The following is a 24,795-nucleotide window of genomic DNA, read 5'->3' as shown; positions in this document are numbered from 1 at the left end:
ATGGCATTGGAATGAGACCAAGTTTAGCAAATAGTGTGATGGCGGCAACAATTTCTAACAAAGCCCCCAGCCGAGAATTGTTCACATGCTTCGCAAACCAGGTCAATCGCTTTACACCCTTTGCATGTTGACATTTCACCCACCCCCATTTGCACCACCTTGCAAAGCCACACGATCCCCCAACCCACCACCACGACCGACACTTTCCTGCCCAAAAATTTCACCCCCACAGTCACACATGCCCATTACCCCCGCCCTGTATATTTTCACCCCAACGCATTAAATTAACGGTCAGCACTATCGTCCGGCACAGAAAGCGTGACTTCAATGACTACTGAATTCCCCAAGCTTCCGGCTGAGCTCGTCCCAAGCGACGGCCGCTTCGGCTGTGGCCCGTCCAAGGTTCGCTCGGAACAACTTGCCGCGATTTCCCAGGGCCAACCGGGAATCATGGGCACGTCCCATCGTCAGCCTGCAGTGAAAAACGTGGTGCGTTCCGTACGCGAGGGCCTCAGCGAGCTTTTCCAGTTGCCTGAAGGCTACGAGATTATTCTTTCGCTGGGTGGTGCCACGGCATTTTGGGATGCTGCTACTTTCGGCCTCATTGAGCAGAAGTCGGGTCACCTTACCTACGGCGAGTTCTCCGGCAAGTTCGCCAGCGCCGCCAAGAAGGCCCCCTGGCTAGACGAGCCCGTTGTCGTCTCTGCCGAGCCTGGTGACGCGCCCGAGCCTCAGGCAATCGAGGACGTAGATCTGATCGGCTGGGCGCACAACGAAACCTCCACCGGCGCCATGGTGCCCGTCACCCGACCGGCAGGGACTGACGCACTCATCGCTATCGACGCCACTTCAGGCGCAGGTGGCCTACCAGTAGATATGTCTCAAGCAGATGTCTACTACTTCTCCCCGCAAAAGTGCTTCGCCTCCGACGGTGGCCTGTGGTTTGCTGCGATGAGCCCCCAAGCGCTTGAGCGGATCGAAAAGATCCACGGCTCGGGTCGGTTCATTCCGGAATTCTTGAACCTGCAGACGGCAGTGGAAAACTCCCGCAAAGATCAGACGTACAACACCCCTGCGGTTGCCACCCTCCTCATGATGGATAACCAGGTGCAGTGGATGAATGAGCACGGTGGTCTGGCCGGGATGGTTGCCCGTACCACCGAGTCCTCACAGACGCTGTACCGCTGGGCCGAGCAGCGCGCGGGCGCAACACCGTTCGTCGCCGACCCTGCCAAGCGTTCGCTGGTCGTCGGCACAATTGATTTTGACGATGAGATCGACGCGGCGCAGGTAGCCAAGCTTCTTCGTGCAAACGGCATCGTCGACATCGAGCCATATCGCAAGTTGGGTCGTAACCAACTGCGCATCGGCATGTTCCCGGCTATCGATCCAGCCGATATCGAAAAGCTCACCCACGCCATCGATTGGGCCATCTCACAGCTGTAACACACCCCGATACACGCGCTGCAACTCCCACGTTGTGGCGCAATTGTGCGTTAGAGTGGTCACATCGATGTTGTTTGCCCACCTAAGGAGTAACTTTGCGCGAACTCAGGCTCATCGCCGAAGAATCAACCGCCACTTCCTTAGTGCTGCGTGCCGAAGACAACCAGGACTTCTTCATTGAAGTCACCGACGAGCTACGAACACTCATCACGCAAGAATCTGTAGCGCCGGAGCAGGTTAAGGATCACCAAGAGGACTCCCAGCCGGAGGCCGTCGATAAGCCAGCCCCACGCCCGGAGCCGCGGGAAATTGACCCGCGCCTGTCCACTCCACTGAAGATGCGCCCACGCGATATTCAAGATCGCATTCGCGCAGGTAAGACCATCGCGGAAGTTGCTGAAGAAAACGGCGTGACGGAGGCTCGGATTGAGCCATTCGCACACCCGGTGCTCATTGAACGCGCGCGGATCGCTGACATGGCCAAGCGTGCCCACCCAGTGCGTTCCGACGGGCCAGCGAAGCTGAGCTTGTGGGAAGTTCTCGCGACCGCTTTCGCGGCCCGTGGCAACGACCTCACGGATTCCGAATGGGACGCCTACAAGGACGCCTCCGGTCAATGGGTGGTTCGGGTTGGCTGGAAAGTCGGGCACACCGACAACGTTGCTGAGTGGTCTTACCACCCGCAGGGGATGAGCTCGGCGACTGCGGTTGCTCGCAACGCCGTAGCGGCCGAACTCACCGACCCCGATTTCGGACAACCAGCGATGCGCTCGCTGGCCACCATAACTGCGGAAGAAGAACCAGAAGAACCAGAGGTCCCGGAAACCCACGCCGAAAGCTCCGACGAGGACTTTCTCCAGCACCCCGAGGCACAAGCTCGGCCGGCTAAGCGACGTCGCAAAGCAGTCACTCCGCACTGGGAGGACGTGCTCTTGGGAGTTCGTACCAACACCAAACGTCCAAGGAACTAGCTGCCATGCACGCGCACGATGCTGTGGTCACCCTCTGGTTCGTCAACACCGACGACCCCGCCGCCGTCCTGGCCAAAGAGCCAAAAGCTAACCGCGGATTCGGGCGCAAATACCTGGCGCTGATGAACCCCTCCTGGCCCATCTCGGTCTTCGGGCAATTCCCCCTGAACCGCTCCGTGCAAGCCAGCAAGGGTGAATTCTATATCGCCGGCTACCCAGGGATCACTGTCGTGCAAACTGTGGTTGAAGAACTCACCTGCTTGTCACAGCTCTCGCCGACGCTGCTTAATTCCGTCCCTGCTCACAACACTTATGCGTTCGCCACTAACCCCGACACCGGCTTTGGTGGCATCGCACACTGGATCGACGGCAAACTGCGACGCAGCTTCTGCGCACGCCGCAATCGGGTGTACGAGGACATCGGCCTGCCCTCCCCGTTTGAAAGCCCGTTTTGGGCCGGGGAACGTGGCGAAACCAGCCCGCACTCCATCGACCTCCCCTTCGAGCCAATTGACCTGGTCCATGAAGCAGACAAGCATTGGTTGGGTGTCGACATTTCCGCCGAGGGCCCTGACCTTTCCGTGGTGGGCTACGCCATCGACGGCCGCAAAGAACCCCGGGTCGTGGCCCCGCCCGAGCGAAACGACGTCGGCGCGCTCATCGACAACGCCTCCGCCAAACTAGGCCTCGGCCCCCAATACTCCGAATACGACGACTACGAAGACACCCCCGACGACAACACCGAAACCCCCGTCGCGAACCGCGCTCGCTCGCTTGCCGACGGCGCCCTGAAATTCACCGCTCGATCCCTCAAACAGGCATCGACTGCCCTCAATAACGTTCGCGAAAAGCTCCGGCACACCGATCGCAGCTAGTTCTGCCTGTTAGTTCGCGCGTTGGCGCTCATAGAAAGCGATCGCGGCCGCAGTCGCCAAATTCAGCGAATCAGTTCCCTCCGCCATCGGGATTTTCGCCCGCACCTGCGTCGCCCGCATCGCCCGCTCCGTCAACCCCGGCCCCTCGGAACCGACAAGGAAGGCCACCTTCTCTGGATTGTCAGCCAACGCGCCCTTGAGCAGAGTCTCCGTGTTGGGAGTCAGCGAGATGAGGCGCCAGCCGTCGTCGACAAGCGGTTTGAGGCTGTGGTGCCAGGTGGTGGGTGAGCCGTCGAGGTACGCGAACGGAAGACGCAAAACGTGGCCCATGGAAACACGCACCGAGCGCCGGTACAACGGGTCTGCGCAAGCGGCACCAAACAAGATGGCATCCACCTCCATGCCCGCCGCGTTGCGGAAGATCGAGCCGATATTCTCATGATCGCCCACGCCCTCTAAGATCGCGATGGTCTTGGCGCCTTCGAGAGCCTCCGCCACCGTCGCGGGCTCGGCGCGGTCAGCCGCCGCCAACAGACCGCGATGCATGTCAAACCCTGCGACTTCCGCGAGCAACTCCCTGGAGACCACATAAATGGGCAGGTCCGCAACCAGCTCAGGAACCCCCTCCTCCGCCAGGAAGGTGTCGATCTTCGCTGCGAATCCCACGATCGCCCGCACCGGATAGCGCGACTCCAGCAGCCGACGCACAATCAGTGGACCCTCTGCAATAACCAGGCCCTTGCCCGACTGATCTGAGTGCTTCAGGTCGCGGAAAGGGTCGAGGCGGGGATCTGCAGGATCATCGATGTGTGTAAGAGCCATAATGGTGTTGAGTTTAGCTTCGTGGTGGGTGAGGCCTCGTGGTGGGTGAGGCCTCGTGGTGGGTGGCGATGGAATTTGGTGTGGCCAAACTTCATCACACCGTAGCCCCCCATTCCGAGGGCCAAAATAGACGCTACAATTTGGTCAAATTGAGCGGACCCACGCAGCGAAGTCCGACTGCCCGACAGCACGAAAAAGCACCTGGGTGCGAGCGTTCCTCGCTTCCCAGGTGCATGCCTAAGACCGGCGACGTTGCTAGGACAGGGCGTTCATCACCGGGTCGATGGCAAAATACACCATGAACAGCACGGAGATCAGCCACAGCAACCAGTGAACCTTCTTTGCCTTGCCAGAGGCCAGAGCCAACAGGGTGTAGGACACGAAACCAACACCGATGCCGTTAGCAATGGAGTAGGTGAAAGGCATCACTACGATCGTGAGGAATGCTGGCAGCGCAATCGTGAAGTCGGAGAAGTCGATTTCCTTGATTTGGCCCATCATCATCGCGCCGACCACTACGAGCACGGGAGCTGCTGCTTCGATCGGAACGATTTGGTAAAGCGGGGTCAAAAACATCGCGGCCAGGAAGAGCACGCCGGTGATCACGTTAGCCAGGCCGGTCCGGGCACCGTCGGCGATGCCAGCTGCGGAGTCAATGTAGACGGTGTTGGAGGATGCGGAGGCACCGCCACCTACGATGGCGCCGAAGCCTTCCACAACAAGGGCTTTCTTCATGTCGGGGAGGTTGCCATCGTCGTCGGTAAGCCCTGCCTGCTTGCCCAGCGCAGTCATGGTGCCCATTGCATCGAAGAAGTTAGCCAGGACTAGGGTGAATACCAAAAGCGTGGCGGAAAGGGCGCCGACATGAACGAAGGCGCCGAAGAAGTCTACGCTGCCGACAATCGAGAGGTCGGGCATGCCACCAAGGGAATTCGGCAGTGTCGGTACGGCGAGGTTCCAGCCGGTAGGGACTGGCTTGCCGTCCACGAAGGATGGGCCTGCGCCGGTGAGCGCTTCGACGATCATGCCGATGATTGTGGTGATGACGATCGCGAAGAAGAGACCACCGCGGACATTCCGGGCAACCATGATGCCAGTGATGATCAGACCGACCACGAACACGAAGGTTGGCCAGGAAGCGATCGAGCCGTTAATACCCAGGCCGACCGGCACTGTCGTGTGAGCGGCGTCTGGAATACGACGTACAAATCCGGAGTCGACCAGGCCGATCATCGCGATGAACATGCCGATGCCAACACCCATTGCAGCTTTCAACGAATGCGGGATCGCGTTGAATACTGCGACACGGAAACCTGAAACCGCCAGGATAACGATGATGATGCCGTCAATAATTACCAAGCCCATAGCTTCCGGCCAGGTAAGGCCCTCCCCAGCGACCAGGGTCACAGCAACCAGGGTGTTAATGCCCAGGCCAGTAGCGATACCGAAAGGATAGCGGGCGAACAGTCCGAAGGCGATCGTCATGACGCCAGCTGCGAGGGCAGTGGCCGCTGCAACCTGCGGGATTCCCAGCGCATGGCCAGTACGATCGGCGGTGGTGCCGATGATGAGCGGGTTCAAGATGATGATGTAGGCCATCGCGAAGAAGGTCACAACACCGGCACGGATCTCCGTCCCAACCGATGACCCCCGGGCCGAAATGGAAAAGTACCTATCGAGCGCGCTACGTGAGGCGGTCGGAGTAGTCATAAATGCTCCCAATGAACTTTTGAAATTGTGCTGGCACCCGGCGAGCTTTTCCGCTATGGCTGCCCCGTCAACAATCGCATTAATGCCCACCCACCTGCAAACGCTGCACCCATCTACCACAGGGTTTACACTGAATAAATGCGCATTTCCCAGGAACAATGCCGGTGAGACGAGTACCACTGTGACCGATATCCTACTGATTGATAATCACGATTCATTCACCCACCTGCTAGCAGACCTCGTCCAGCGGGCCAGTGGCATCACCCCGCGCATTGTCGCCAATGACGCCCCCGCAACCCAGTTGCGTCTCGACGACGCCGACCTCATAATCATCTCCCCCGGCCCGGGCGAACCCACCCGGGCGAACCTCAAAGCTTCTGCGGTGGCCCTCGACCAAGACCACACCCCGGTGATTGGTGTCTGTCTCGGCCACCAAGCCATCGCCTTCCTAGCGGGAGCAGGATTACGACGGGCACCGTTTCCCATGCATGGTCTGGAAAGCCTGGTCCAGCACTCAAGCGAGGGCATTTTCGCTGGTCTTCCGCAACCGCTTCCGGTGATCCGATACCACTCTCTGGATGTCGCACCCCACCCCGATATTGAGGTCCTGGCCACCGCCGAAGACGGCACCATCATGGCGCTGAAACATCGCCACAAGCCACAGTGGGGCGTGCAGTTTCACCCGGAATCCATCGGGACCCACTCGGGTGTCCAACTCATGCAAAACCTACTGGCTGCCACCGGGATCATGCGCCAATGGCACCGGAGCACCGCCCCGCTTCACGCCCCTGCTGAGGTCGCGGCCGGCCTACGTGAACACTTCCCCTATGTGTGCTGGTTTGACACCGCCACCGCGGACACCGCCACCTCCGGCATGCATTTGGTTGCAGCAGGGCAGAAGCTTATCGACGTCGACAGCATCCCACCCGCCCGCTTGAGCCCCGATTCCAGCTCCGGTCACACTTTCGTCCCCGGCGCGCTCGGCGTGCTTAGCTACGAGGCCAGCGATGGCACGGATGGCGGTACTTTCACTGAACAGCTGCTCCAGCCTGAGGTGGTCTACCAAATCGTGGACGGACAGGCATTCCTTTTGTCTCCAGACGATGCCCGCTTAACAGAAGTCCCCCTAGCTGTTGTTGCACCGGCCCGCATCCAGGCGCCGGTGCGCATCCGTCACAGTAGGCAGAACTACCGGGAATTGGTGGAGCAATGCCAGGCGGAAATCGCGGCGGGAAACAGCTACGAGCTGTGTTTGACCACGTCGGCGCACGCCGAGGTTGATGTCGATCCCCTAGCGCTCTACCTGCAGTTGCGGCAGGTCTCACCGTCGCCTATGGCTGGTTGCTACCTCTCACCGCAGCGTGCGGTGCTATCCGCTTCGCCCGAGCGGTTCTTGTCGGTTCGGCAGAGTGTTGCTGCTGCCAGTCCAATTAAGGGCACTCGGCCGCGTGGGCAAACCCCTGAAAGCGACCGTCAGTTGGCGGAGGATTTGGCCACGTCGCGCAAGGACCGGGCGGAAAATCTCATGATCGTCGATCTGCTGCGCAACGATTTAGCGCGGACCTGCACCGACATCGCCGTGCCGGAATTGTGCGCGGTGCATTCGTTTACGCACGCCCATCAGATGATTTCGACGATCACGGGGCGCATCGCCCCTGGGCGTCGCACGGCGGACGTCGTCAGGCTGGCGTTTCCGGGTGGATCGATGACGGGCGCGCCCAAGCAATCCTCCATGGATATTCTTGCGCGGCTCGAAGGCCAGCCTCGTGGCGACTACTCCGGGATCATGGGCTATATCTCCGCTGATGGTGATGCTGACTTCTCCATTTTGATCCGTACCCTCGTGCTTGCCGACGGCCGTGCCACCTACGGCGCTGGTGGAGCGATCACCCGGCTAAGTGACGCGGACGAAGAATATGACGAAGTCCTGGTAAAACTGCGGCCCTTTTTGGCGGTGTTGGGCAACGATGATCTGCACTAGTTTTCGTATGGTCGACGGCAAGGTCCGCAACCTGGGCGCGCACTTTGAGCGCCTTGGGCTAGACCTGGAGCAACAACAGATGGTGCGCACCCAACTGCGCGAAGCAGCCACTGGTGCTTCGAACCCTCTCGTGCGCGCCGACGGTCAGGTGCAACACCGTCCAGATCGTCCATTTAGCGCGCTGATCGGTGTTGATCCGATCCCGCACTTGGATCTTCGCACCCAACCTACCCGGAAAGGTCCCGATCTAGTGTGGTTGACCACCAGGTTGCGCCAATCCGAACGGCGTGGTTTCGCAGAAGGGCTGTTGAGCCAGGATGGCCTCGTCGTCGAAGGCATCTTTTCGGCCCTGATTTGTTTTGATTCTGGGGTGGCTGAGTTTTGTACTCACCCGCGCACCCTTAACTCAACTACTTTGCCCCCGGTTCTTGAGTTCTTGCGTAGCTCAGGACTTGTGGTTAGGCCGTGCTCGGGTTGGCGATCCCCGAAACGGTTGTGGCTGCTCAACGCGTTTTCCGGCGTGCGCAGCGCGGGTGGACCTGACCCTACCTCGGTCAACCGTTGGCTGTGGGACCACGCGGACGTCGTTTAGCAGTGTTGGAGAGTTAAAGGTGCCCGTCGTCGAACGCCTCGTGTTCCTTGGCTGCGAGGTTATCCGCCGGTGGGGTTTCGGAGTGTGCTCCGCACCCGTACGCCACGTGGACGACACGCCCATCGGCTGCGTAGATGTTGAGGCAGGCGCCAAAAGTCCGGAAGTCTGCGATGGGGTGAAAGAACGCGCAGCTAGAGCACTTGAGGTGAGCCTTCTCGGCGTATTCTGTGGTGGGTCCGTAGTTTTCTCGCCACCTCGCCAACGAGTCTTCAAAGCCCTTCTTAGTGAGGGTATGGGTGCCGTCGGGAAGGGTATCGAGGCGATCGTCGTCGGCACGCGGCGGAAATTGGTCACCCGGTTTCAGGTCTCCAGGGCGGACACGATCCTCGTAAGGAATCCAGCTTGGGGCGCGCAGCGCATCACGCCCTGGCATGAGCGCAAGTTCATTGACGGTGACGTAATGCGAGCCGTCAGCGCAGGCCAGGACGGCGGTCCATTCCCAACCTCGGTAGCCCGGCACATGAGCTTCGAAGTGGTGGATTACCACGTTGTCGCCTAGTACCGATACCCCAGTGTGTACGCCTACTTCCCCCTCGTCGAGCTCCTCCAAGGCAGACCGTGCGAGGTCGATGGCTTGGGCGTCGAACAGCTGACCCTTGTTGTTTCGCTTGCGTCGTTTTCCAGGTGCCACCTCTCCATTATTGCCGATTAAGGCACAATGATTAGTTATGGGTCTAAAACAGGTGTGGCAAATGGTGGTAGCGCTTGCGCTAACCGGCGGGGTCGTCGGTTGTTCGTCGAGTATTCCGGCACCGCCGCAGGCAACCAATAGTGCCGTCGACCAGTCAGTTCGGCTACGCCCAGAGATCGTGGCGACCCACCAGATGAATCCGGCGTGGTTTACCCAAGGGCTCGAAGTGGACGGCTCGGACTTGCTGATCGGCACTGGCCAGTACGGCGAAAGCCAGATCATGCGCGTTCCCCTTTCCACCCCGACGGCCTCTCCGTTGGCCCAAAAGAGCCTTCCGCCACGACAATTTGGGGAAGGCATCACCAAATTTGGCGACGATATATGGCAGTTGACCTGGCAAGACGGCATCGCCTACCGACGTGACGCCCGCACACTCGCCGAAAAGACCCAGGTCCGCTACCCAGGTCAAGGCTGGGGACTGTGCGCCACCAAGGATCACCTAGTGATGTCCGACGGCACCGCCCAGCTGCGGATCCTCGACCCACAAACCTTCAGCGAACAGCGGCGCATCACCGTCACCAACGGAGGCCAGCCCGTGACTCAGCTCAACGAACTGGAGTGCGTTGACGACCAAATCTACGCCAATCGCTTCCTGACCAGCGAGATTGTGCGGATCAGCCCGGATGGGAAAGTCAACGCTACTATCGACGCCAGCGCCTTGCCCAGCAATGCGGCCGCCGATCCAAACAACGTCCTCAACGGAATCGCGGCCCTCCCAGGCTCAGATTCTTTCCTTCTTGCTGGCAAGCGATGGCCCCAGATGTACGAGGTGCGATTTGTTCCAGCTGGATAACTAGCTAGCATTGGTAGCTATGGCCAGCAGCACCCGGAAACGCAATCTGACGCAGTTCGTGATCCTCATCGTCGCCGTAGTGGTGATCGTGGCAGGAAGTATCGCTTTTCAAAAGTGGTGGAATGATCGGCCGGGCCCAGACCCAAAGACCGTCACTCTGCAGGTTTCCGCTGGCAATGAGAAGATGGATGTCCATCCATATACGGTCTGCGAGGCAGGAGTCGAGTGTCCGCAAGGACAGGTCGCAGAGCTCAAGGTGGGCGATAACCCAATGAAAATCTCCCTACCCAGCGACGTCTATGACCATGACTGGTCCCTGCTGAAGATTTACGACGACCCGGCGGCCAACGATCAGATGTTCTTCAAGGGTAATGAAAAGAAAGAAGTCGAGATCCCGGCTCAATCCGAATCCGGGTCTCGACTCGTCGTCGTGGAAGTTTCTTCCTTGATGATTGGCGAAGATGCCCAAGGAGTAGAAACCCCATACACCGTGGTGTGGTCCGTCAACGCCAAGCAGTAGGGCTGCTTGGCGTATGGGGGCATTTAGGCGTCAAGTTCCTTAGCCACTGCTCGCAGAATCTCGGCTACCTGTCGACCTTCCTTGCGGTCCGGGTACCGACCCTGCGCGAGCTGCGGCTGCACCGCAGATTCCAGCACAGTCATGAGATCGGAAATCATAGAGTTCAGTTCTTCCGGCTTGTATTTGTGGATCGGCTTGCGAGTCGCCTCTTCCAAAACCTTCACTCGCAATGCCTGCGGGCCACGCCGCCCGGCCGCGAAATCAAACTCAATGCGCTGCCCAGGGTGCAGCTCGGTGACTCCCTTAGGCAACACTGCCTTGTTGACATAAACGTCCTCATCGCCCGGGTTCGAAACAAAGCCGAAGCCACGCTCGACGTCGTACCACTTCACCTTGCCGATGGGCATAGTCATCAGTCCTTTCACTTCGCGTTCGTAAAAGTTTAACTATACCGTGTTTAGGCGCGGTATTTTCCACCCCACCCAGCCTTATCGACACCTCTCTCTCGCCACACATCCGCACCTTTCCCCTAAACCCTTGTTCCACAATTATCAAATCTGCGCGAGTGAGCACGTTTTATTGATCCGTCACCGATCAAATTCCACCATTACCTGCACAAACCTCACAATGGCCAAGGTTTCCAAAGCGATACTTCAAGCAGTTACCACAATAATTGTGACTATCATCACACAGATTTCTTGGTCGAGTTCACCTGCGGATTTCTTGCCTTCGAGAGAATTTCGTAACTTTTCCGCCAAATGAGCGTGACACTTTCGTTACATACCGCTACCGTTATCTAGCAAGCGCCACAGAGCAAGCATCTTTCTTTACGCCTAACCCAGTCTGCGAGAGATGCCGAAACTGCTGGCCATTAAATACAAAAATTTTTCATTCATGTGCAGACTGGGGCGGGGAACCCACTTTGGGAACCATTCCCTTGGGGTGAAGCCACGTAGATTTCTCACAAGGAAGCTACTGGCCGGGCACTGTGATCCTCCGCCCGAACCCGACAGCTAACCTCGCAGGCGTTTAATATGAGAGGAACACATTTTTTATGGCACGTCATGCAGCCGGCTCTTCCCTGAAGGCCAAGTTCGCCGCATCCACCGTCGCATTCGGCACCGCAGCAACTCTGCTTGCCCCAACCGCTAGCGCAGCTCCAGATTCCGACTGGGATCGTCTCGCAGGATGCGAAGCAGGTGGCAACTGGTCCATCAACACCGGCAACGGCTTCCACGGCGGACTCCAGTTCTCCCCTTCCACCTGGAATGCCTACGGCGGCCAGGAATTCGCCCCTTACGCTTACCAGGCAACCCGTGAACAGCAGATCGCCGTTGGCGAGCGCGTTCTCGCCGGTCAGGGCTGGGGCGCATGGCCTGCATGTTCTGCAAGCCTTGGACTGAACGCGGGTCCAACTCAACGCAACGTCTCCGCTCCGGCTCCGGCACCAGCGCCTGCCCCGGCTACACCTGCTGCTGTTGCATACGATGCCCCGGCAGCACCAATCGCAGCTCCAACCGCTGCTGAGGCCGCGCTGGAAAAGATTAAGGCCTTCTTCGCGCAGTACGGCATCGTCCTGCCACAGCAGGCACTGGATTACTACGCAGCTAATACAGGCCAGATCGACGCCCTCCTCTCCTCCGGCCAGCTGGCAAAGCTCTAAGCTAGGCCCAGCCTGAAGCTTCAATCCGCTTCTTCAGCCCATCATATGGTTGAAGGAGCGGATTTTTGCTGTGTTCGCTGCGACCCCGGCACGGCGCACGGGGGGTAAGTAAAGAAAAGTGTGTCCGGTCGGCGTGTCGCCGGCCGCGCGGGTGTGCTGCACAAGTGCTATGTCGTCGCTTCGGCGTAGTCCGACTACGTAGAACAGCGTTTTTTAATGAATAAAATCCCACAGCGGTAGTCCGACTACACCGAAGGGACGACATCGAGCGAGCTACGGCCCCCAGACAACAACAAATACTGGCCTCAGGCCCACAACACTGCGGAAAACAAGAATGAGAGAGGGTTAAGTAAAGAACAGTGTGTCCGGTCGGCGAGTCGCCGACCGGACACATTTGTGGTTTTAGGGGATGGTTCCTTTGCGTATTCCGGTGTCGTGGTTGTATTCGGTTGAAATAGCGTTGTCATAGAGGGTTGGTCAACCTGTTTCTTGGTTTGCTTGGTTGTCGTTTGGTTGGGTCAAGACGGTGACTTTGGCGAGCGCTAAGGCAAGCCCGTAGATCGCTTCGCCCGCATCAGTGCACGGGCGTGACCTGGTGAGCAGTCTGAACCGTCGTTAAGCATGGACAATGCCGCATTGAACCTTGATCGTGGGCCAGCACGTAGTGATCGCACTGCGTGCCCCTTGTCCACCGTCCAACATGACCATGAGCGGTGACCGGATGGTGCACAGCACACGTGTGTATAGGCCTCAACCGTTTCCGGTTTTGCACCAGTGCCAAGCGATGACATCGCCGTTGGAAGACAGGATCAGCAAACACTGCTCATTGAAGTAGATGCCGCCGATCAAGACTTAATCGAAGATACGGAAAAGAACCGATATACGGTTGAGGATGAATCAACCAGCACCACCAGAAGCATTGACGCAGAGTTAGACGGGCGACACCTGCTTTTGCGGCAATTGCAACAAGTGATGTGGCGGCGGTGATCCAGTCATAGAACAAGCGGAAAGCCGCCGCATTCTTTGAAGCTGTTTGCGAGCTTCGGGCGGTGGAAGCACCGCAGGACTTATTGTTACATCGCCATCTGGTGGTGCCGTTTTTCTTCATTGACCCAGCACACACTGAGCGAGAGGATCGGTTTTTGTACACCGGCGCGACCCGAGCACCGCAACCGCAAATACCCGCCTCCCTACTACCCCCGCCCGCGCCAAAGCGCTCAAATTAAGCCAGTGCGCCACTCGCCCACTCCCTTTTCACCTCGGACTCCAGTTCTTGACGGTAACCACGCAAAATTCACCCCCACCAACACAAGTTCCCCTTCGCAGACTTAACAAAACCACTTATCTCAACATCTTCACAAGTTTGGAAATCTCACTTATCGCAAGGAAAAGTACCCCCTAGCTGGAAAAAGCGTCATGGAAGCAAACCTAGTTGTGTAGCGTGTCACACAGTCAATTTGTCGTGACTCAGATCGCCTTAACTAGAGAGGTCGCTATGCAACAACAGCACCCCGTGCATCCCCAACCGCCGACAGCGGACGAGTTCCTTGCTGTCAGTCAATCGGAAGAGTTCGGTGCACTCCGGCACACCTTCCGGTCCTTCGCCTTCCCGATTTCTGCAGTGTTTCTGCTGTGGTTTGTGTTCTACATCGTCGTTGCCACATTCGCCACCGATTTCACGTCAATCCGAGTCTATGGCGCTATCAACATCGGCATGGTTCTGGGACTCGCCCAGTTCGCGACAGCAGGCATCGTCACTTGGCTATATGTTCGCTTTGCCGACAACACCTTGGACCCCGCCACGGCGTCGATACGCAATTCGATGCTGCAACAGCCTACCCCGATCGGAAAGGTCTAACCCATGCACTCTGTACTAGCTGCTGAGCAGATTTCAACGGGTAACCCGCTGCTCAATATTTCGATTTTCGTGGGCTTCATCGTGGTAACGATGGCGATTGTTGTCCGAGCTACTCGACAAACCTCCCAGAAAGGCTCCGACTTCTACACCGGTGGTGCTTCGTTTAACGGCTGGCAAAACGGCCTCGCAATCTCCGGCGATTACCTTTCTGCAGCCGCATTCCTCGGTGTTACGGGCGCTATCGCGCTCAGCGGCTACGATGGCTTCCTCTATTCCGTTGGCTTCCTCATCGCTTTGCTCGTTGCACTCGTGTTGGTTGCTGAACCGCTGCGCAACACCGGCAAGTTCACCATGGCCGACGTGTTGTCATTCCGCCTCAAGCAGAAGCCGGTCCGTATGGCTGCTGCCATCTCCACGCTCACCATCTCGCTGTTTTACCTGATCGCACAAATGGCCGGTGCCGGTGGCCTGGTGGCGCTGCTGCTGGGTATCGACGGCAAAGCCGCCCAATCGGCTGTCGTGGGAATCGTTGGCGTGCTGATGATTGTGTACGTGCTGGTAGGTGGTATGAAGGGCACGACCTATGTGCAGATGATTAAGGCTGTGTTGTTGGTGGGTGGATCGATCATCATTACCCTGCTGACCTTTGTCGCCATCAAGGGCGGTTTCAACGCGGTGTTGGAGTCGGCCATTGCCAATCATCCCAAGGGCGACGCGATTTTGAACTCCGGCCTCAAGTACGGCAAGGACACCCTGACCAAGCTTGATTTCGTCTCTCTCGGCCTCGCCCTGGTCTTCGGCACCTCCGGTTTGCCACACGTGCTGATGCGTTTCTACACCGTTCCTACCGCTAAAGAAGCTCGACGTTCCATCACCTGGACCATCGCGATCGTTGCCCTGTTCTTCTTGCTCACCGTCGTTATGGGCTACGGCGCGGCCGCTCTGGTGGGGCCGGAGCAGATCGCGAAGGCTCCGGGTGGCGCGAACTCAGCCGTGCTGCTGCTTTCCGCGAAGGTGGGCGGAACGATCTTCATGGCTTGCATCTCGGCAGTTGCCTTTGCCACCATTCTCGCTGTTGTAGCTGGCTTGGCGATCACCGCATCCGCCTCGGTCGCCCATGACATCTACAATTCAATCCTGCGCGATGGCCAGGCGACGGAAGAGGAGCAGGTCCGAGTTTCTCGCATCACCGTGGTTGTCATCGGCGTGCTGGCAATCGTGCTGGGCATTGGCGCGATGGGACAAAACATCGCCTTTCTGGTGGCTCTGGCTTTCGGCATCGCAGCCGCTGCCAACCTGCCCACCATCCTCTACTCCCTCTACTGGCGAAAATTCAACACCACCGGGGCACTCTTCTCGATCTACGGTGGGTTGTTGACCTCGATCGTGCTAATCATCTTCTCCCCAGCCGTTTCGGGCGCTCCCTCGGCCATGTTGCCGAACGCTGACTTCGCGATCTTCCCACTGACCAACCCATCGATCATTGCGATCCCTGCGGGCTTCATCTTGGGAATCATCGGGACGTACGTCGGCAAGCCTGACAACTTCCCTAAGAAGGCTGCCGAGATGGAAGTTCGTTCGCTCACCGGCATTGGCGTAGAAAAGGCCGTCGCTCACTAATCAGGCAGAGCGCGCAAAAAGAGGGTCAAGTAAATAAAAGTGTGTCTCTGCTGCGTGTTTTCCGCAGCGTTGTGGGCCTGAAGCTAGTATTTACGGTTGTCTGGGAGCGTTAGCCCGCTCGATGTCGTCCCTTCGGTGTAGTCGGACTACCGCTGTGGGATTTATTTCATGAAAAAACGCTGCTCTACGTAGTCGGACTACGCCGAAGCGACGACATAGCACTTGTGCAGCAAACCCGCACGGCCGACGACACGGCGACCGGACACACTCTTCTTTACCTAACCCCAAAAAGATCTCCACCCCCCGAGGTAATCAGGGATGGAGATCTTTGTTATTTACACCACTTACTTGTTAATCACAGTGTGTGGGTGCACGTAGCCGATTTGGTCGGCTGGAAGTGGGAAAGGCATTTCGTCGCCGTATGGGCTAGACGCGCCAGCCAAACGGGAAAGTGCCTCAGTGACAGGGTGACCGGTACCCGGGATGTGCTCTGGCCATGCCGGATCGACGTAGCTCTTCTTCTCCATTTTCGACATACCGCTATTGTCTCAAACTCTCCCGCAAAAAGTCACCTCAAGTCCCACTAAACTTGGAAGGATCATGAAAAAGAGCAACAGCGAGTCCCAAAAAGTTCCCAGTTTCCGTGAATGGTTAGCCACGCTTAACGACGCCCAGCTGACCCAACTCCTCACGTTGCGGCCGGACACTGTGCTCCCATTACCCCCAGGTATTGCCCCATTAGCTGCGCGTTTACAGATCCGAGCGTCGGTTCGACGCGCCATCGCCCAGCTAGGAGTGACCGAAATTCTCGTGCTCGAAGCACTCGCGGAACTCGGCGCACACAATACCCCTGTTGCTGCCCCCGAAGTGGTGAGCATCATCAGCCAACGCTGCCAAGCAGACGACCAGCCGTTGGCCGAAGATCTCAATTCGGCCTGGGCGACTTTGCAAAATCTTGCCCTCATTTATCCCGCGGATGGAACAAGCTTTATGGTTCCGGGCGAGGTGTTGCACGCGTTGCCGTCGGGCATGCGCTTACTGCCCGAGGAAGCTAGCACCCAGCTGGTGATGGATCAGGAGGAGCTGGCTGCGGTCGTCGCTAAGCTGGGTGCCCGTAAACGCAAGATTTTGGACACGCTGAGTCAATCGGGTGGCCTAGGGATCACTAAGGATGCGGCTATCGATGCGGATCCTAATCGACCGATTCCCCAGTTAATCGCCGAAGGGTTGCTACTTCGCGTTGATGCCCAAACAGTGCGACTACCCCGGCAGGTGCGCGCAATACTCCAAGACCAACCCCTTATGCCGTTGCGACGCCCCGAGGTTCCCGAACAGGCATTTGCGCGTGCCGACGATGAGGCGGGTGCCGCCTCGGGGCTGGAAGTATTGCGTCTTCTCCGCCTGCTGCTGGCGGAATTGGGTAGTGCACCGGCATCAACGCTGAAAGGTGGCGCGGTTGGGGTGCGGGTCATTAATCGGCTGACCAAAGCGCTCGGCATCACCGAAGTGGAACTGTTCCGGGTGCTCACTGTGGCCGAATCTACGCGCCTTATTTCCAGGGGCGTCCCCGATCCTCTGCCCGCTGACGACGACGGCGGGGACTACTACGCGCCCACCCCACTGGCTGATGAATTCCTAGCCTCCCCCTTGCCCCAACGGTGGGAGATGGTCCTTCAGGGTTGGCGCCGAAGTCCTTGGCGAATCCCCAGCGCAGCAGAGTCACAGCGAGTCTCGCATATTTTCACCCCAGAGTCCCACGATCCGCAGGTGGTGGAAGTCCGGAACAAACTGATCGACCAATGGGCTCGCTACGGCAACCTCACCGCTGAGCAATCTTATCGGTTGTTACGTTTTACCACTCCCCTGCTACCGGTATCGCTTGAATTGGTCAGCGACTTGCATGAGGAAGCGCGTTGGGTCGGCGCTTTGACATCCATGTTGACAGGTAAGGCCGCCCAAGATCTGCTGCCTGAGGCTTCGGAGAAGCTCATCATTCAAGCGGATATGACCCTGATGTCTCAAGGTCCGTTGGTACCGAAGGTGCAGTCGCTACTGGACAGCATCGGAGAGTTGGAATCTGCAGGCCTGGCCAGTGTCTATCGCCTCACTGAGTCGTCGATTAGGCACGGGCTCGACCTGGGCCTCAATGCGCAGGAAATTTTGGATGCTTTGGCGTCTTATTCACTCACCGAACTGCCTCAGTCGGTGGAGTTCCTCATCAACGACGTGGCGCGCAGGCACGGCAGCGTACGCGGCGGTCCGGCAATGAGCTACGTGCGTTGCGATGACCCGAGCGTGCTGGTCCATGCGGTTTCTGTCGTCGGCGAGAGCCTGGCGATGCGCGTGATCGCACCCACCGTGGCGATCTCCCAGGCACCGCTTATCGACGTCATTCGCGCGCTGCGTGCGGTTGGCCTCCAACCTGTCGCCGAAGATGCCGCCGGCATGCGACTGGATTTGGTTGATGTTCCGGCGCGTGTGGCCACTCCCGAAGCGACCGAGGCGTCAGCATCTCTGGACGCTAGCCGAATCGCTGCTGCCGTCGACGCGATTCGTCGCAACGACCAATCGGGCATCCGTCCAGGCAAAGCACCAGGGCAGGCTGTGGACCCCAGCGAGTTGTTGGCAACCCTGCAACAGGCCGCAAGTGCCGGGCAGATTGTCACGTTGGGATTTGTCGACAAGCACGGCATAGCTGTCCACCGAGTCGTGAAGCCTGTCACTGTTTCGGCTGGCCTCGTTGATACCATCGACCCCAGCACCGGCACTGCGCACCGTTTCCGGCTGCACCGGATCACCGAGGTCCGCCTTAACCCCTGATTAGCTCATACGTGCCATAATGGAGGTTTGCCCCTGCACAATTGCACACGTTAGGAGCGAGCATGGCACTCGGCGACGGCCCCCTCATCGTTCAGTCCGATAAGTCAGTCTTGTTGGAAATCGATCACCCGCTGGCCGGAGAAGCCCGCGCGGCACTCGCACCATTTGCTGAGTTAGAGCGCGCCCCCGAACATATCCACACGTACCGGATCACTCCACTCGCACTCTGGAACGCGCGCGCCGCCGGACACGATGCCGAACAGGTGGTGGACATGTTGGAAAAGTACTCGCGCTTCCCGGTCCCGCAGCCGTTGCTTATCGACGTCGCTGAGACCATGTCCCGCTATGGACGCGTCCGTCTGCATAAACACCCAGCGCACGGCCTCGTCCTTGAGTCGCAAGAAGCAGCAATCCTGGCTGAGCTCCAGCGACACAAGAAGATCAAACCGATGCTGGGCGCAGCCATCGATGCCGAAAACATCGCCGTCCATCCGTCTGAGCGTGGCCGTCTCAAGCAAGAGCTGCTCAAAGTCGGCTGGCCGGCAGAAGATCTCGCTGGCTACGTCGACGGCGAATCTCACCCGATTGCGTTGGTGGAAGACGGCTGGCAGCTGCGCGACTACCAGTCTTATGCCGCCGATGCATTTTGGGAAGGTGGCTCTGGCGTGGTGGTATTGCCGTGTGGTGCAGGAAAGACCATGGTCGGCGCGGCCGCGATGGCTAAGGCTCAAGCCACGACGCTGATCCTGGTAACCAACACCGTTGCAGGCCGGCAATGGCGCGACGAACTTCTGCGGCGCACCTCACTCACCGAAGATGAGATCGGCGAATACTCCGGTGAGAAGAAAGAGATTCGCCCGGTAACCATTGCCACGTACCAGGTAGTTACGCGCAAAACCAAGGGCGAATACCGCGCCCTCGAACTTTTCGACTCCCGAGACTGGGGACTCATCGTCTACGACGAAGTCCACCTTCTCCCCGCCCCTGTCTTCCGCATGACCTCGGACCTGCAGTCCCGTCGTCGCCTCGGGCTCACCGCTACCCTTGTGCGTGAGGACGGTCGCGAAGGCGACGTATTCTCCCTCATCGGCCCCAAGCGCTACGACGCCCCGTGGAAAGACATCGAAGCCCAAGGCTTCATCGCCACGGCCGATTGCGTCGAGGTTCGCGTCACGCTTGCCGACGACGAACGCATGGCGTACGCCGTCGCGGAGCCTGCCGAACGGTATCGCCTGGCAGCCTGTTCACCAGCCAAGACACGCGTCGTGAAGCGACTGCTCGAGCAGCACAAGGGCCAGCCGACGCTCATTATCGGTGCATACATTGACCAATTGGAGGAGATTGCGGCGAAGCTGGAGGTACCGGTGATTGAGGGGAAGACGTCGAACAGGAAGCGCGAGAAGCTGTTTGAGCAGTTCCGCATCGGCGAACTGAACACGCTTGTCGTGTCTAAGGTGGCAAACTTCTCAATTGACCTTCCGGAAGCGGCGGTCGCGATCCAGATTTCCGGCACATTCGGATCTCGGCAGGAAGAGGCCCAACGACTTGGACGTCTGCTGCGGCCGAAGGCCGATGGGCGCGAGGCGCATTTCTATACGGTGGTGGCGCGCGATACGCTAGATGCGGAATATGCAGCCCACCGCCAGCGTTTTCTCGCAGAGCAGGGCTACGCGTACCGCATTATCGACGCCGACGACATCTAAGGACATTCCGTGCGCACTTTCCACTTCACGGTCGACGAGAACTACAACAAGGCCCACAATGAATACAGCAAGGACGTCACGCGTCTGCAGTTATCCGCAGGTGTACTAGGCGCGCTTCTTTTGGCGGTCGCACTGGGTATCTTTTTCCTGACGACCGTCGGTTGGCGACTTGTCGCCCTCGTAGCGCTCGGCACCTTCGCGATCTTTTGTTTTTCTCTCATTTTCATCCTCCCCCGCCAGATCGGAGGTGCACAGCGGCTTTACGACTCTTATGAACTCGTACCGGCCATCGTCGCCGAGGTCAATCCTCGCGATTTGGTGCTCATGGCTTTGGTGAATGCTTCCGCGGACCCAGCTGCTCAGCGACGCCCCGCGCTCGCGCTGCGCACGGTGACGAAGCTCGAAGGTCATCCCACCAAGGTTGGCGTGCGAGTACCTTCCGTGGCCGTATCTGGTCGACGTTCGATTGGCAAGGACGCCCAGTGGGACGAAATCAGCCCCATGCCTATAGCTTGGGCTACTCCCGACCGTTCCGTACTCGTCGACGCCGAACGCGCAATTCCGGAAGCCGAATGGCGCCGGCTAGACAAACTACTGCCAAGACTCAAAGACGTGCAGACAACCACGTACAACCTCCTCGTTCTCTAAGAACTTCTCGACGCGCCCCAGCAGGTCCTACTGCTGGGGCGTTTTCATGTTGGTTAAGTGTAAGTGCTCTTGGAAACACAGTGATAGTGGAGTACGGTACCGAACGACTTTGCTCTGAGGGTGTCGGAAGGCGTGAGTGAATAACTAATCCCAATCGGGATGGCGTAATTCATCAGCCTTGTGACGACGCAATGCTCTGGACTGAAGATGGCTAAAGGGGTTAAGTAGTGTACCCAATTCGTGGTTTCCGCAACGTCGTGGTATTTGAAACCAGCGTTTGTTGTAGTCGGGGCCTTAGACCACTCTATGTCGTCACTTAGGAGTCGTCGGACTACCGCTGAGGGAATTTAGTCATCAAAAAGCGCTGCACTTCGTGTGCGGACTTGGCCGAAGCGACGACATAGCACTTGTACGACAAGTCTGCACGGTCGGCGACACATGGGCCAGCCAGACTTTCCTTTACTTAACCAGCTACTGGCGTAGGGTGCGGTAGGGATGCAAGGAATCCGGTAGCGGGCCACAGGTTGTGGTTGCTACCGGATTGTTTGTGTTTTGTGGAGCATAGGAGAATCGAACTCCTGACCTTCTGCTTGCAAAGCAGATGCTCTACCAATTGAGCTAATGCCCCGTGTTGTAAGGGTGTGCAAGGCCCGAGAACAAATGGTGTATTTGTTTCGGGCCTTGCACGTGGTTTTTAAGTTTTTTGGTCGGCGGTGACCTACTCTCCCACACCCTCCCGGGTGCAGTACCATCGGCGCTGGTGGGCTTAGCTTCCGGGTTCGGAATGGGACCGGGCGTTACCCCACCGCTGTTGCCACCGACACATCTTTGTTTGTGTGTGTGGTGTTGTGTCAGTTACTGCATAGTGGACGCGTGCTTTTTGTTCTTGTTTTGTGTTTGTTGTTGGGTGTTGTTGGTTTTTTGTTGGTGTATTAGTACCAGTCACCTGCACACATTGCTGTGCTTCCAGATCTGGCCTATCAACCCCATAGTCTATGGGGAACCTCGAAAGAAACCTTATCTTGAAACAGGCTTCCCGCTTAGATGCTTTCAGCGGTTATCCCTTCCGTACGTAGCCAACCAGCCATGCACCTGGCGGTACAACTGGCACACCAGAGGTACGTCCGTCCCGGTCCTCTCGTACTAGGGACAGCCTTTCTCAAGTTTCAACGCGCGCGGCGGATAGAGACCGAACTGTCTCACGACGTTCTAAACCCAGCTCGCGTGCCGCTTTAATGGGCGAACAGCCCAACCCTTGGGACCTACTCCAGCCCCAGGATGCGACGAGCCGACATCGAGGTGCCAAACCATCCCGTCGATATGGACTCTTGGGGAAGATCAGCCTGTTATCCCCGGGGTACCTTTTATCCGTTGAGCGACACCGCTTCCACAAGCCAGTGCCGGATCACTAGTCCCGACTTTCGTCCCTGCTCGACCTGTCAGTCTCACAGTCAAGCTCCCTTGTGCACTTACACTCACCACCTGATTGCCAACCAGGCTGAGGGAACCTTTGGGCGCCTCCGTTACTCTTTGGGAGGCAACCGCCCCAGTTAAACTACCCACCAGGCACTGTCCCTAACCCAGATCATGGGCCGAGGTTGAGATGTCCAATACGATCAGAGTGGTATTTCAACAACGACTCACACACAACTAGCGTCATGTGATCACAGTCTCCCACCTATCCTACACAAACCGTACCGAACACCAATACCAAGCTATAGTGAAGGTCCCGGGGTCTTTTCGTCCTGCCGCGCGTAACGAGCATCTTTACTCGTACTGCAATTTCACCGGGCCTGTGGTTGAGACAGCAGGGAAGTCGTTACGCCATTCGTGCAGGTCGGAACTTACCCGACAAGGAATTTCGCTACCTTAGGATGGTTATAGTTACCACCGCCGTTTACTGGGGCTTAAATTCTCCGCTTCGGTGTTACCACCTAACAGGTCCTCTTAACCTTCCAGCACCGGGCAGGCGTCAGTCCGTATACATCGACTTATCGTCTTCGCACGGACCTGTGTTTTTAATAAACAGTCGCTTCCCTCTATTCTCTGCGACCACAACCAGCTCGAAACCAGTTTGTCACCAGTCGTGGTCCCCCTTCTCCCGAAGTTACGGGGGCATTTTGCCGAGTTCCTTAACCACAGTTCACCCGAACGCCTTAGTATTCTCTACCTGACTACCTGTGTCGGTTTGGGGTACGGGCCGAATATGCACATCGCTAGAGGCTTTTCTCGACAGTACAGGATCACCAACATCAACCAAACGGTCTACGCATCACGCCTCACCCTTTACATGCAGTCCCGGATTTACCTAGGCTGCAGGCTACACGCTTACACCACAATCCAATAAGTGGCTCGGCTACCTCACTGCGTCACCCCATCACTAAGCTACTACCAGATCAGGCCCCACGCATCACCACAACCACAATGTCAAAGACACTTATAGCCACGGCTTTGGGTGGTTAGTATCACTGATTCACCTTTGGCGCGCACACTCGGGTACGGGAATATCAACCCGTTATCCATCGACTACGCCTGTCGGCCTCGCCTTAGGCCCCGACTCACCCTGGGAAGATTAGCTTGACCCAGGAACCCTTAGTCATCCAGCGGATAAGTTTCTCACTTATCATTCGTTACTCATGCCTGCATTCTCACTCGCACACACTCCACAATCAGGTCACCCTACTGCTTCACCACGTGCACGACGCTCCCCTACCCAACCACCACAAGATGGTCGCCGCGGTTTCGGTGGTGTACTTGAGCCCCACTACATTGTCGGCGCAGAACCACTCGACCAGTGAGCTATTACGCACTCTTTCAAGGATGGCTGCTTCTAAGCCAACCTCCTGGTTGTCTTCGCGATCCCACATCCTTTTCCACTTAGTACACCCTTAGGGACCTTAACCGGCGATCTGGGCTGTTTCCCTCTCGACTACGAAGCTTATCCCCCGCAGTCTCACTGCCATGCTGCTCTTTATGGCATTCGGAGTTTGGCTGACGTCGCTAAGATGATAGTCCCGCTAAACCAACCAGTAGCTCTACCTCCACAAAGGAACACACAACGCTGCACCTAAATGCATTTCGGGGAGAACCAGCTATCACGGAGTTTGATTGGCCTTTCACCCCTACCCACAACTCATCCCCTCAGTTTTCAACCTAAGTGGGTTCGCGCCTCCACAACCTCTTACAGCTGCTTCACACTGGCCATGGGTAGATCACCCCGCTTCGGGTCCAAGACATGCCACTACAAACACACTAGTTAGTATTCGCTTTCGCTACGACTCCCCCACAACGGGTTAACCTCGCGACATGCCGCTGACTCGCAGGCTCATTCTTCAAAAGGCACGCCATCACCCCACAAAGAGGCTCTGACGGATTGTAAGCACATGGTTTCAGGTACTATTTCACTCCCCTCCCGGGGTACTTTTCACCATTCCCTCACGGTACTAATCCGCTATCGGTCACACTGAGTATTCAGGCTTACCGGGTGGTCCCGGCAGATTCACAGCAGATTTCACGGGCCCGCTGCTACTCGGGAAAGCAATCACACAACCAACACGCATTTTCAGGTACCGGGCTCTCACCGTCTACGGCAGGCGTTTCCACACCACTTCCCCTAACACACATTGACATCATGAGTGGCACGGCAGCACCACAACAATCACTCCCCACAACCCCACACACGCAACCCCTGCCGGGTATCACACGCATGCAGTTTAGCCACCATCCGCGTTCGCTCGCCACTACTAACGGAATCACACTTGTTTTCTTCTCCTACGGGTACTGAGATGTTTCACTTCCCCGCGTCAACCCCCACACCCACTATAGATTCATGGGCAGGTAACCACACACAACCGTGGCTGGGTTTCCCCATTCGGACACCCTCGGATCAACGCTCTATTGGCAACTCCCCGAGGCTTATCGCAGCCTTACACGTCCTTCATCGGCTCAGTATGCCAAGGCATCCACCATGTGCTCTTACTAAAAAACCAACACACAAAAAACACTAAAACACAAAAAATAAA

Annotated in this window: 19 protein-coding genes, 1 tRNA gene, 2 rRNA genes and 1 riboswitch; of the genes, 13 read left to right on the top strand and 9 right to left on the bottom strand. The window is 57.7% G+C overall.

Annotated features, from left to right (window positions below; translation table 11 throughout):
- The first annotated feature begins 327 nt into the window (after positions 1-327).
- The 3 genes from serC to CEPID_RS03525 all read left to right on the top strand — a co-directional run bounded on the left by serC (position 328) and on the right by CEPID_RS03525 (position 3,292).
- Positions 328-1,446 (top strand): phosphoserine transaminase, encoded by a 1,119-nt coding sequence (gene serC / locus CEPID_RS03535; protein WP_047239786.1) that lies wholly within the window; start codon positions 328-330, stop codon positions 1,444-1,446.
- A 95-nt stretch (positions 1,447-1,541) separates the two neighbouring features.
- Positions 1,542-2,417 (top strand): septation protein SepH, encoded by an 876-nt coding sequence (gene sepH / locus CEPID_RS03530; protein WP_047239785.1) that lies wholly within the window; start codon positions 1,542-1,544, stop codon positions 2,415-2,417.
- Positions 2,418-2,422: 5 nt separating this feature from the next.
- Positions 2,423-3,292, top strand: coding sequence for a DUF6928 family protein (locus tag CEPID_RS03525; RefSeq protein ID WP_047239784.1), 870 nt, complete (start codon positions 2,423-2,425; stop codon positions 3,290-3,292).
- Between the two features lie 9 nt (positions 3,293-3,301).
- Here the strand turns inward: CEPID_RS03525 and CEPID_RS03520 are convergent, their stop codons facing one another.
- A complete protein-coding gene (locus CEPID_RS03520) occupies positions 3,302-4,114 on the bottom strand; it encodes a TrmH family RNA methyltransferase (RefSeq protein ID WP_047239783.1) in 813 nt (270 codons plus the stop codon).
- Positions 4,115-4,369: 255 nt separating this feature from the next.
- Positions 4,370-5,824, bottom strand: coding sequence for an NCS2 family permease (locus CEPID_RS03515; protein WP_047239782.1), 1,455 nt, complete (start codon positions 5,822-5,824; stop codon positions 4,370-4,372).
- A gap of 181 nt (positions 5,825-6,005) precedes the next feature.
- Here CEPID_RS03515 and CEPID_RS03510 point away from each other — a divergent pair, with 181 nt between their 5' ends.
- Both CEPID_RS03510 and CEPID_RS03505 read left to right on the top strand, forming a co-directional pair.
- Positions 6,006-7,805 carry a chorismate-binding protein gene (locus CEPID_RS03510; protein WP_052843347.1) on the top strand — a complete coding sequence of 600 codons (1,800 nt, stop codon included), beginning with the start codon at positions 6,006-6,008 and terminating at the stop codon, positions 7,803-7,805.
- 7 nt (positions 7,806-7,812) lie between these two features.
- Positions 7,813-8,397 (top strand): aminotransferase class IV, encoded by a 585-nt coding sequence (locus CEPID_RS03505; protein WP_047239781.1) that lies wholly within the window; start codon positions 7,813-7,815, stop codon positions 8,395-8,397.
- 13 nt (positions 8,398-8,410) lie between these two features.
- Here CEPID_RS03505 and CEPID_RS03500 read toward each other — a convergent pair whose 3' ends face one another.
- Positions 8,411-9,088, bottom strand: a complete 678-nt coding sequence (locus tag CEPID_RS03500; RefSeq protein WP_047239780.1) for a DUF3027 domain-containing protein — start codon at positions 9,086-9,088, stop codon at positions 8,411-8,413.
- Between the two features lie 37 nt (positions 9,089-9,125).
- Between CEPID_RS03500 and CEPID_RS03495 the strand changes: the two genes are divergently transcribed.
- On the top strand, positions 9,126-9,941 hold the full coding sequence (locus tag CEPID_RS03495) for a glutaminyl-peptide cyclotransferase (protein WP_047239779.1): 816 nt from the start codon (positions 9,126-9,128) through the stop codon (positions 9,939-9,941).
- A gap of 19 nt (positions 9,942-9,960) precedes the next feature.
- Positions 9,961-10,461, top strand: a complete 501-nt coding sequence (locus CEPID_RS03490; RefSeq protein WP_047239778.1) for a DUF2771 domain-containing protein — start codon at positions 9,961-9,963, stop codon at positions 10,459-10,461.
- A gap of 23 nt (positions 10,462-10,484) precedes the next feature.
- On the opposite strand, the gene CEPID_RS03485 is transcribed toward CEPID_RS03490, so the two are convergent.
- The gene (locus CEPID_RS03485; protein ID WP_047239777.1) at positions 10,485-10,868 is read right to left on the bottom strand and encodes a cold-shock protein; all 384 of its coding nucleotides are present in this window, start codon (positions 10,866-10,868) and stop codon (positions 10,485-10,487) included.
- Between the two features lie 480 nt (positions 10,869-11,348).
- Positions 11,349-11,504: riboswitch (cyclic di-AMP (ydaO/yuaA leader) on the top strand.
- 11 nt (positions 11,505-11,515) lie between these two features.
- Here CEPID_RS03485 and CEPID_RS03480 point away from each other — a divergent pair.
- Positions 11,516-12,124, top strand: coding sequence for a transglycosylase family protein (locus tag CEPID_RS03480; RefSeq protein WP_047239776.1), 609 nt, complete (start codon positions 11,516-11,518; stop codon positions 12,122-12,124).
- Positions 12,125-12,947: 823 nt separating this feature from the next.
- On the opposite strand, the gene CEPID_RS13105 is transcribed toward CEPID_RS03480, so the two are convergent.
- The gene (locus tag CEPID_RS13105) at positions 12,948-13,232 is read right to left on the bottom strand and encodes a hypothetical protein (protein ID WP_144413437.1); all 285 of its coding nucleotides are present in this window, start codon (positions 13,230-13,232) and stop codon (positions 12,948-12,950) included.
- A 387-nt stretch (positions 13,233-13,619) separates the two neighbouring features.
- Here CEPID_RS13105 and CEPID_RS03475 point away from each other — a divergent pair, with 387 nt between their 5' ends.
- Together CEPID_RS03475 and CEPID_RS03470 are read left to right on the top strand one after the other, a co-directional pair.
- Positions 13,620-13,982 (top strand): DUF485 domain-containing protein, encoded by a 363-nt coding sequence (locus CEPID_RS03475; protein WP_047239775.1) that lies wholly within the window; start codon positions 13,620-13,622, stop codon positions 13,980-13,982.
- Between the two features lie 3 nt (positions 13,983-13,985).
- Positions 13,986-15,602: a solute symporter family protein gene (locus tag CEPID_RS03470; protein ID WP_047239774.1), complete on the top strand. Its 1,617-nt coding sequence runs from the start codon at positions 13,986-13,988 to the stop codon at positions 15,600-15,602.
- A 344-nt stretch (positions 15,603-15,946) separates the two neighbouring features.
- Here the strand turns inward: CEPID_RS03470 and CEPID_RS03465 are convergent, their stop codons facing one another.
- Positions 15,947-16,138: a hypothetical protein gene (locus CEPID_RS03465; RefSeq protein ID WP_047239773.1), complete on the bottom strand. Its 192-nt coding sequence runs from the start codon at positions 16,136-16,138 to the stop codon at positions 15,947-15,949.
- 64 nt (positions 16,139-16,202) lie between these two features.
- On the opposite strand from CEPID_RS03465, the gene CEPID_RS03460 reads away from it, so the two are divergent.
- The 3 genes from CEPID_RS03460 to CEPID_RS03450 all read left to right on the top strand — a co-directional run bounded on the left by CEPID_RS03460 (position 16,203) and on the right by CEPID_RS03450 (position 20,773).
- On the top strand, positions 16,203-18,422 hold the full coding sequence (locus CEPID_RS03460; protein WP_047239772.1) for a helicase-associated domain-containing protein: 2,220 nt from the start codon (positions 16,203-16,205) through the stop codon (positions 18,420-18,422).
- A gap of 62 nt (positions 18,423-18,484) precedes the next feature.
- Positions 18,485-20,125 (top strand): DNA repair helicase XPB, encoded by a 1,641-nt coding sequence (locus CEPID_RS03455; protein ID WP_047239771.1) that lies wholly within the window; start codon positions 18,485-18,487, stop codon positions 20,123-20,125.
- A gap of 9 nt (positions 20,126-20,134) precedes the next feature.
- Positions 20,135-20,773, top strand: coding sequence for a DUF3239 domain-containing protein (locus tag CEPID_RS03450; protein ID WP_047239770.1), 639 nt, complete (start codon positions 20,135-20,137; stop codon positions 20,771-20,773).
- A gap of 555 nt (positions 20,774-21,328) precedes the next feature.
- Here the strand turns inward: CEPID_RS03450 and CEPID_RS03445 are convergent.
- The 3 genes from CEPID_RS03445 to CEPID_RS03435 form a co-directional block, all read right to left on the bottom strand.
- Positions 21,329-21,401: transfer RNA gene (locus CEPID_RS03445), tRNA-Ala, on the bottom strand.
- 77 nt (positions 21,402-21,478) lie between these two features.
- Positions 21,479-21,595: ribosomal RNA gene (gene rrf, locus CEPID_RS03440) — 5S ribosomal RNA — on the bottom strand.
- Between the two features lie 90 nt (positions 21,596-21,685).
- Positions 21,686-24,762, bottom strand: a 23S ribosomal RNA gene (locus tag CEPID_RS03435).
- Positions 24,763-24,795 lie beyond the last annotated feature (33 nt).

The sequence above is a fragment of the Corynebacterium epidermidicanis genome (assembly GCF_001021025.1).
In the GTDB taxonomy this organism is placed as follows: Bacteria; Actinomycetota; Actinomycetes; order Mycobacteriales; family Mycobacteriaceae; genus Corynebacterium; species Corynebacterium epidermidicanis.
The sequence above is the reverse complement of the archived record's forward strand: the minus strand, read 5'-3'. Positions and strand labels throughout refer to the sequence as shown.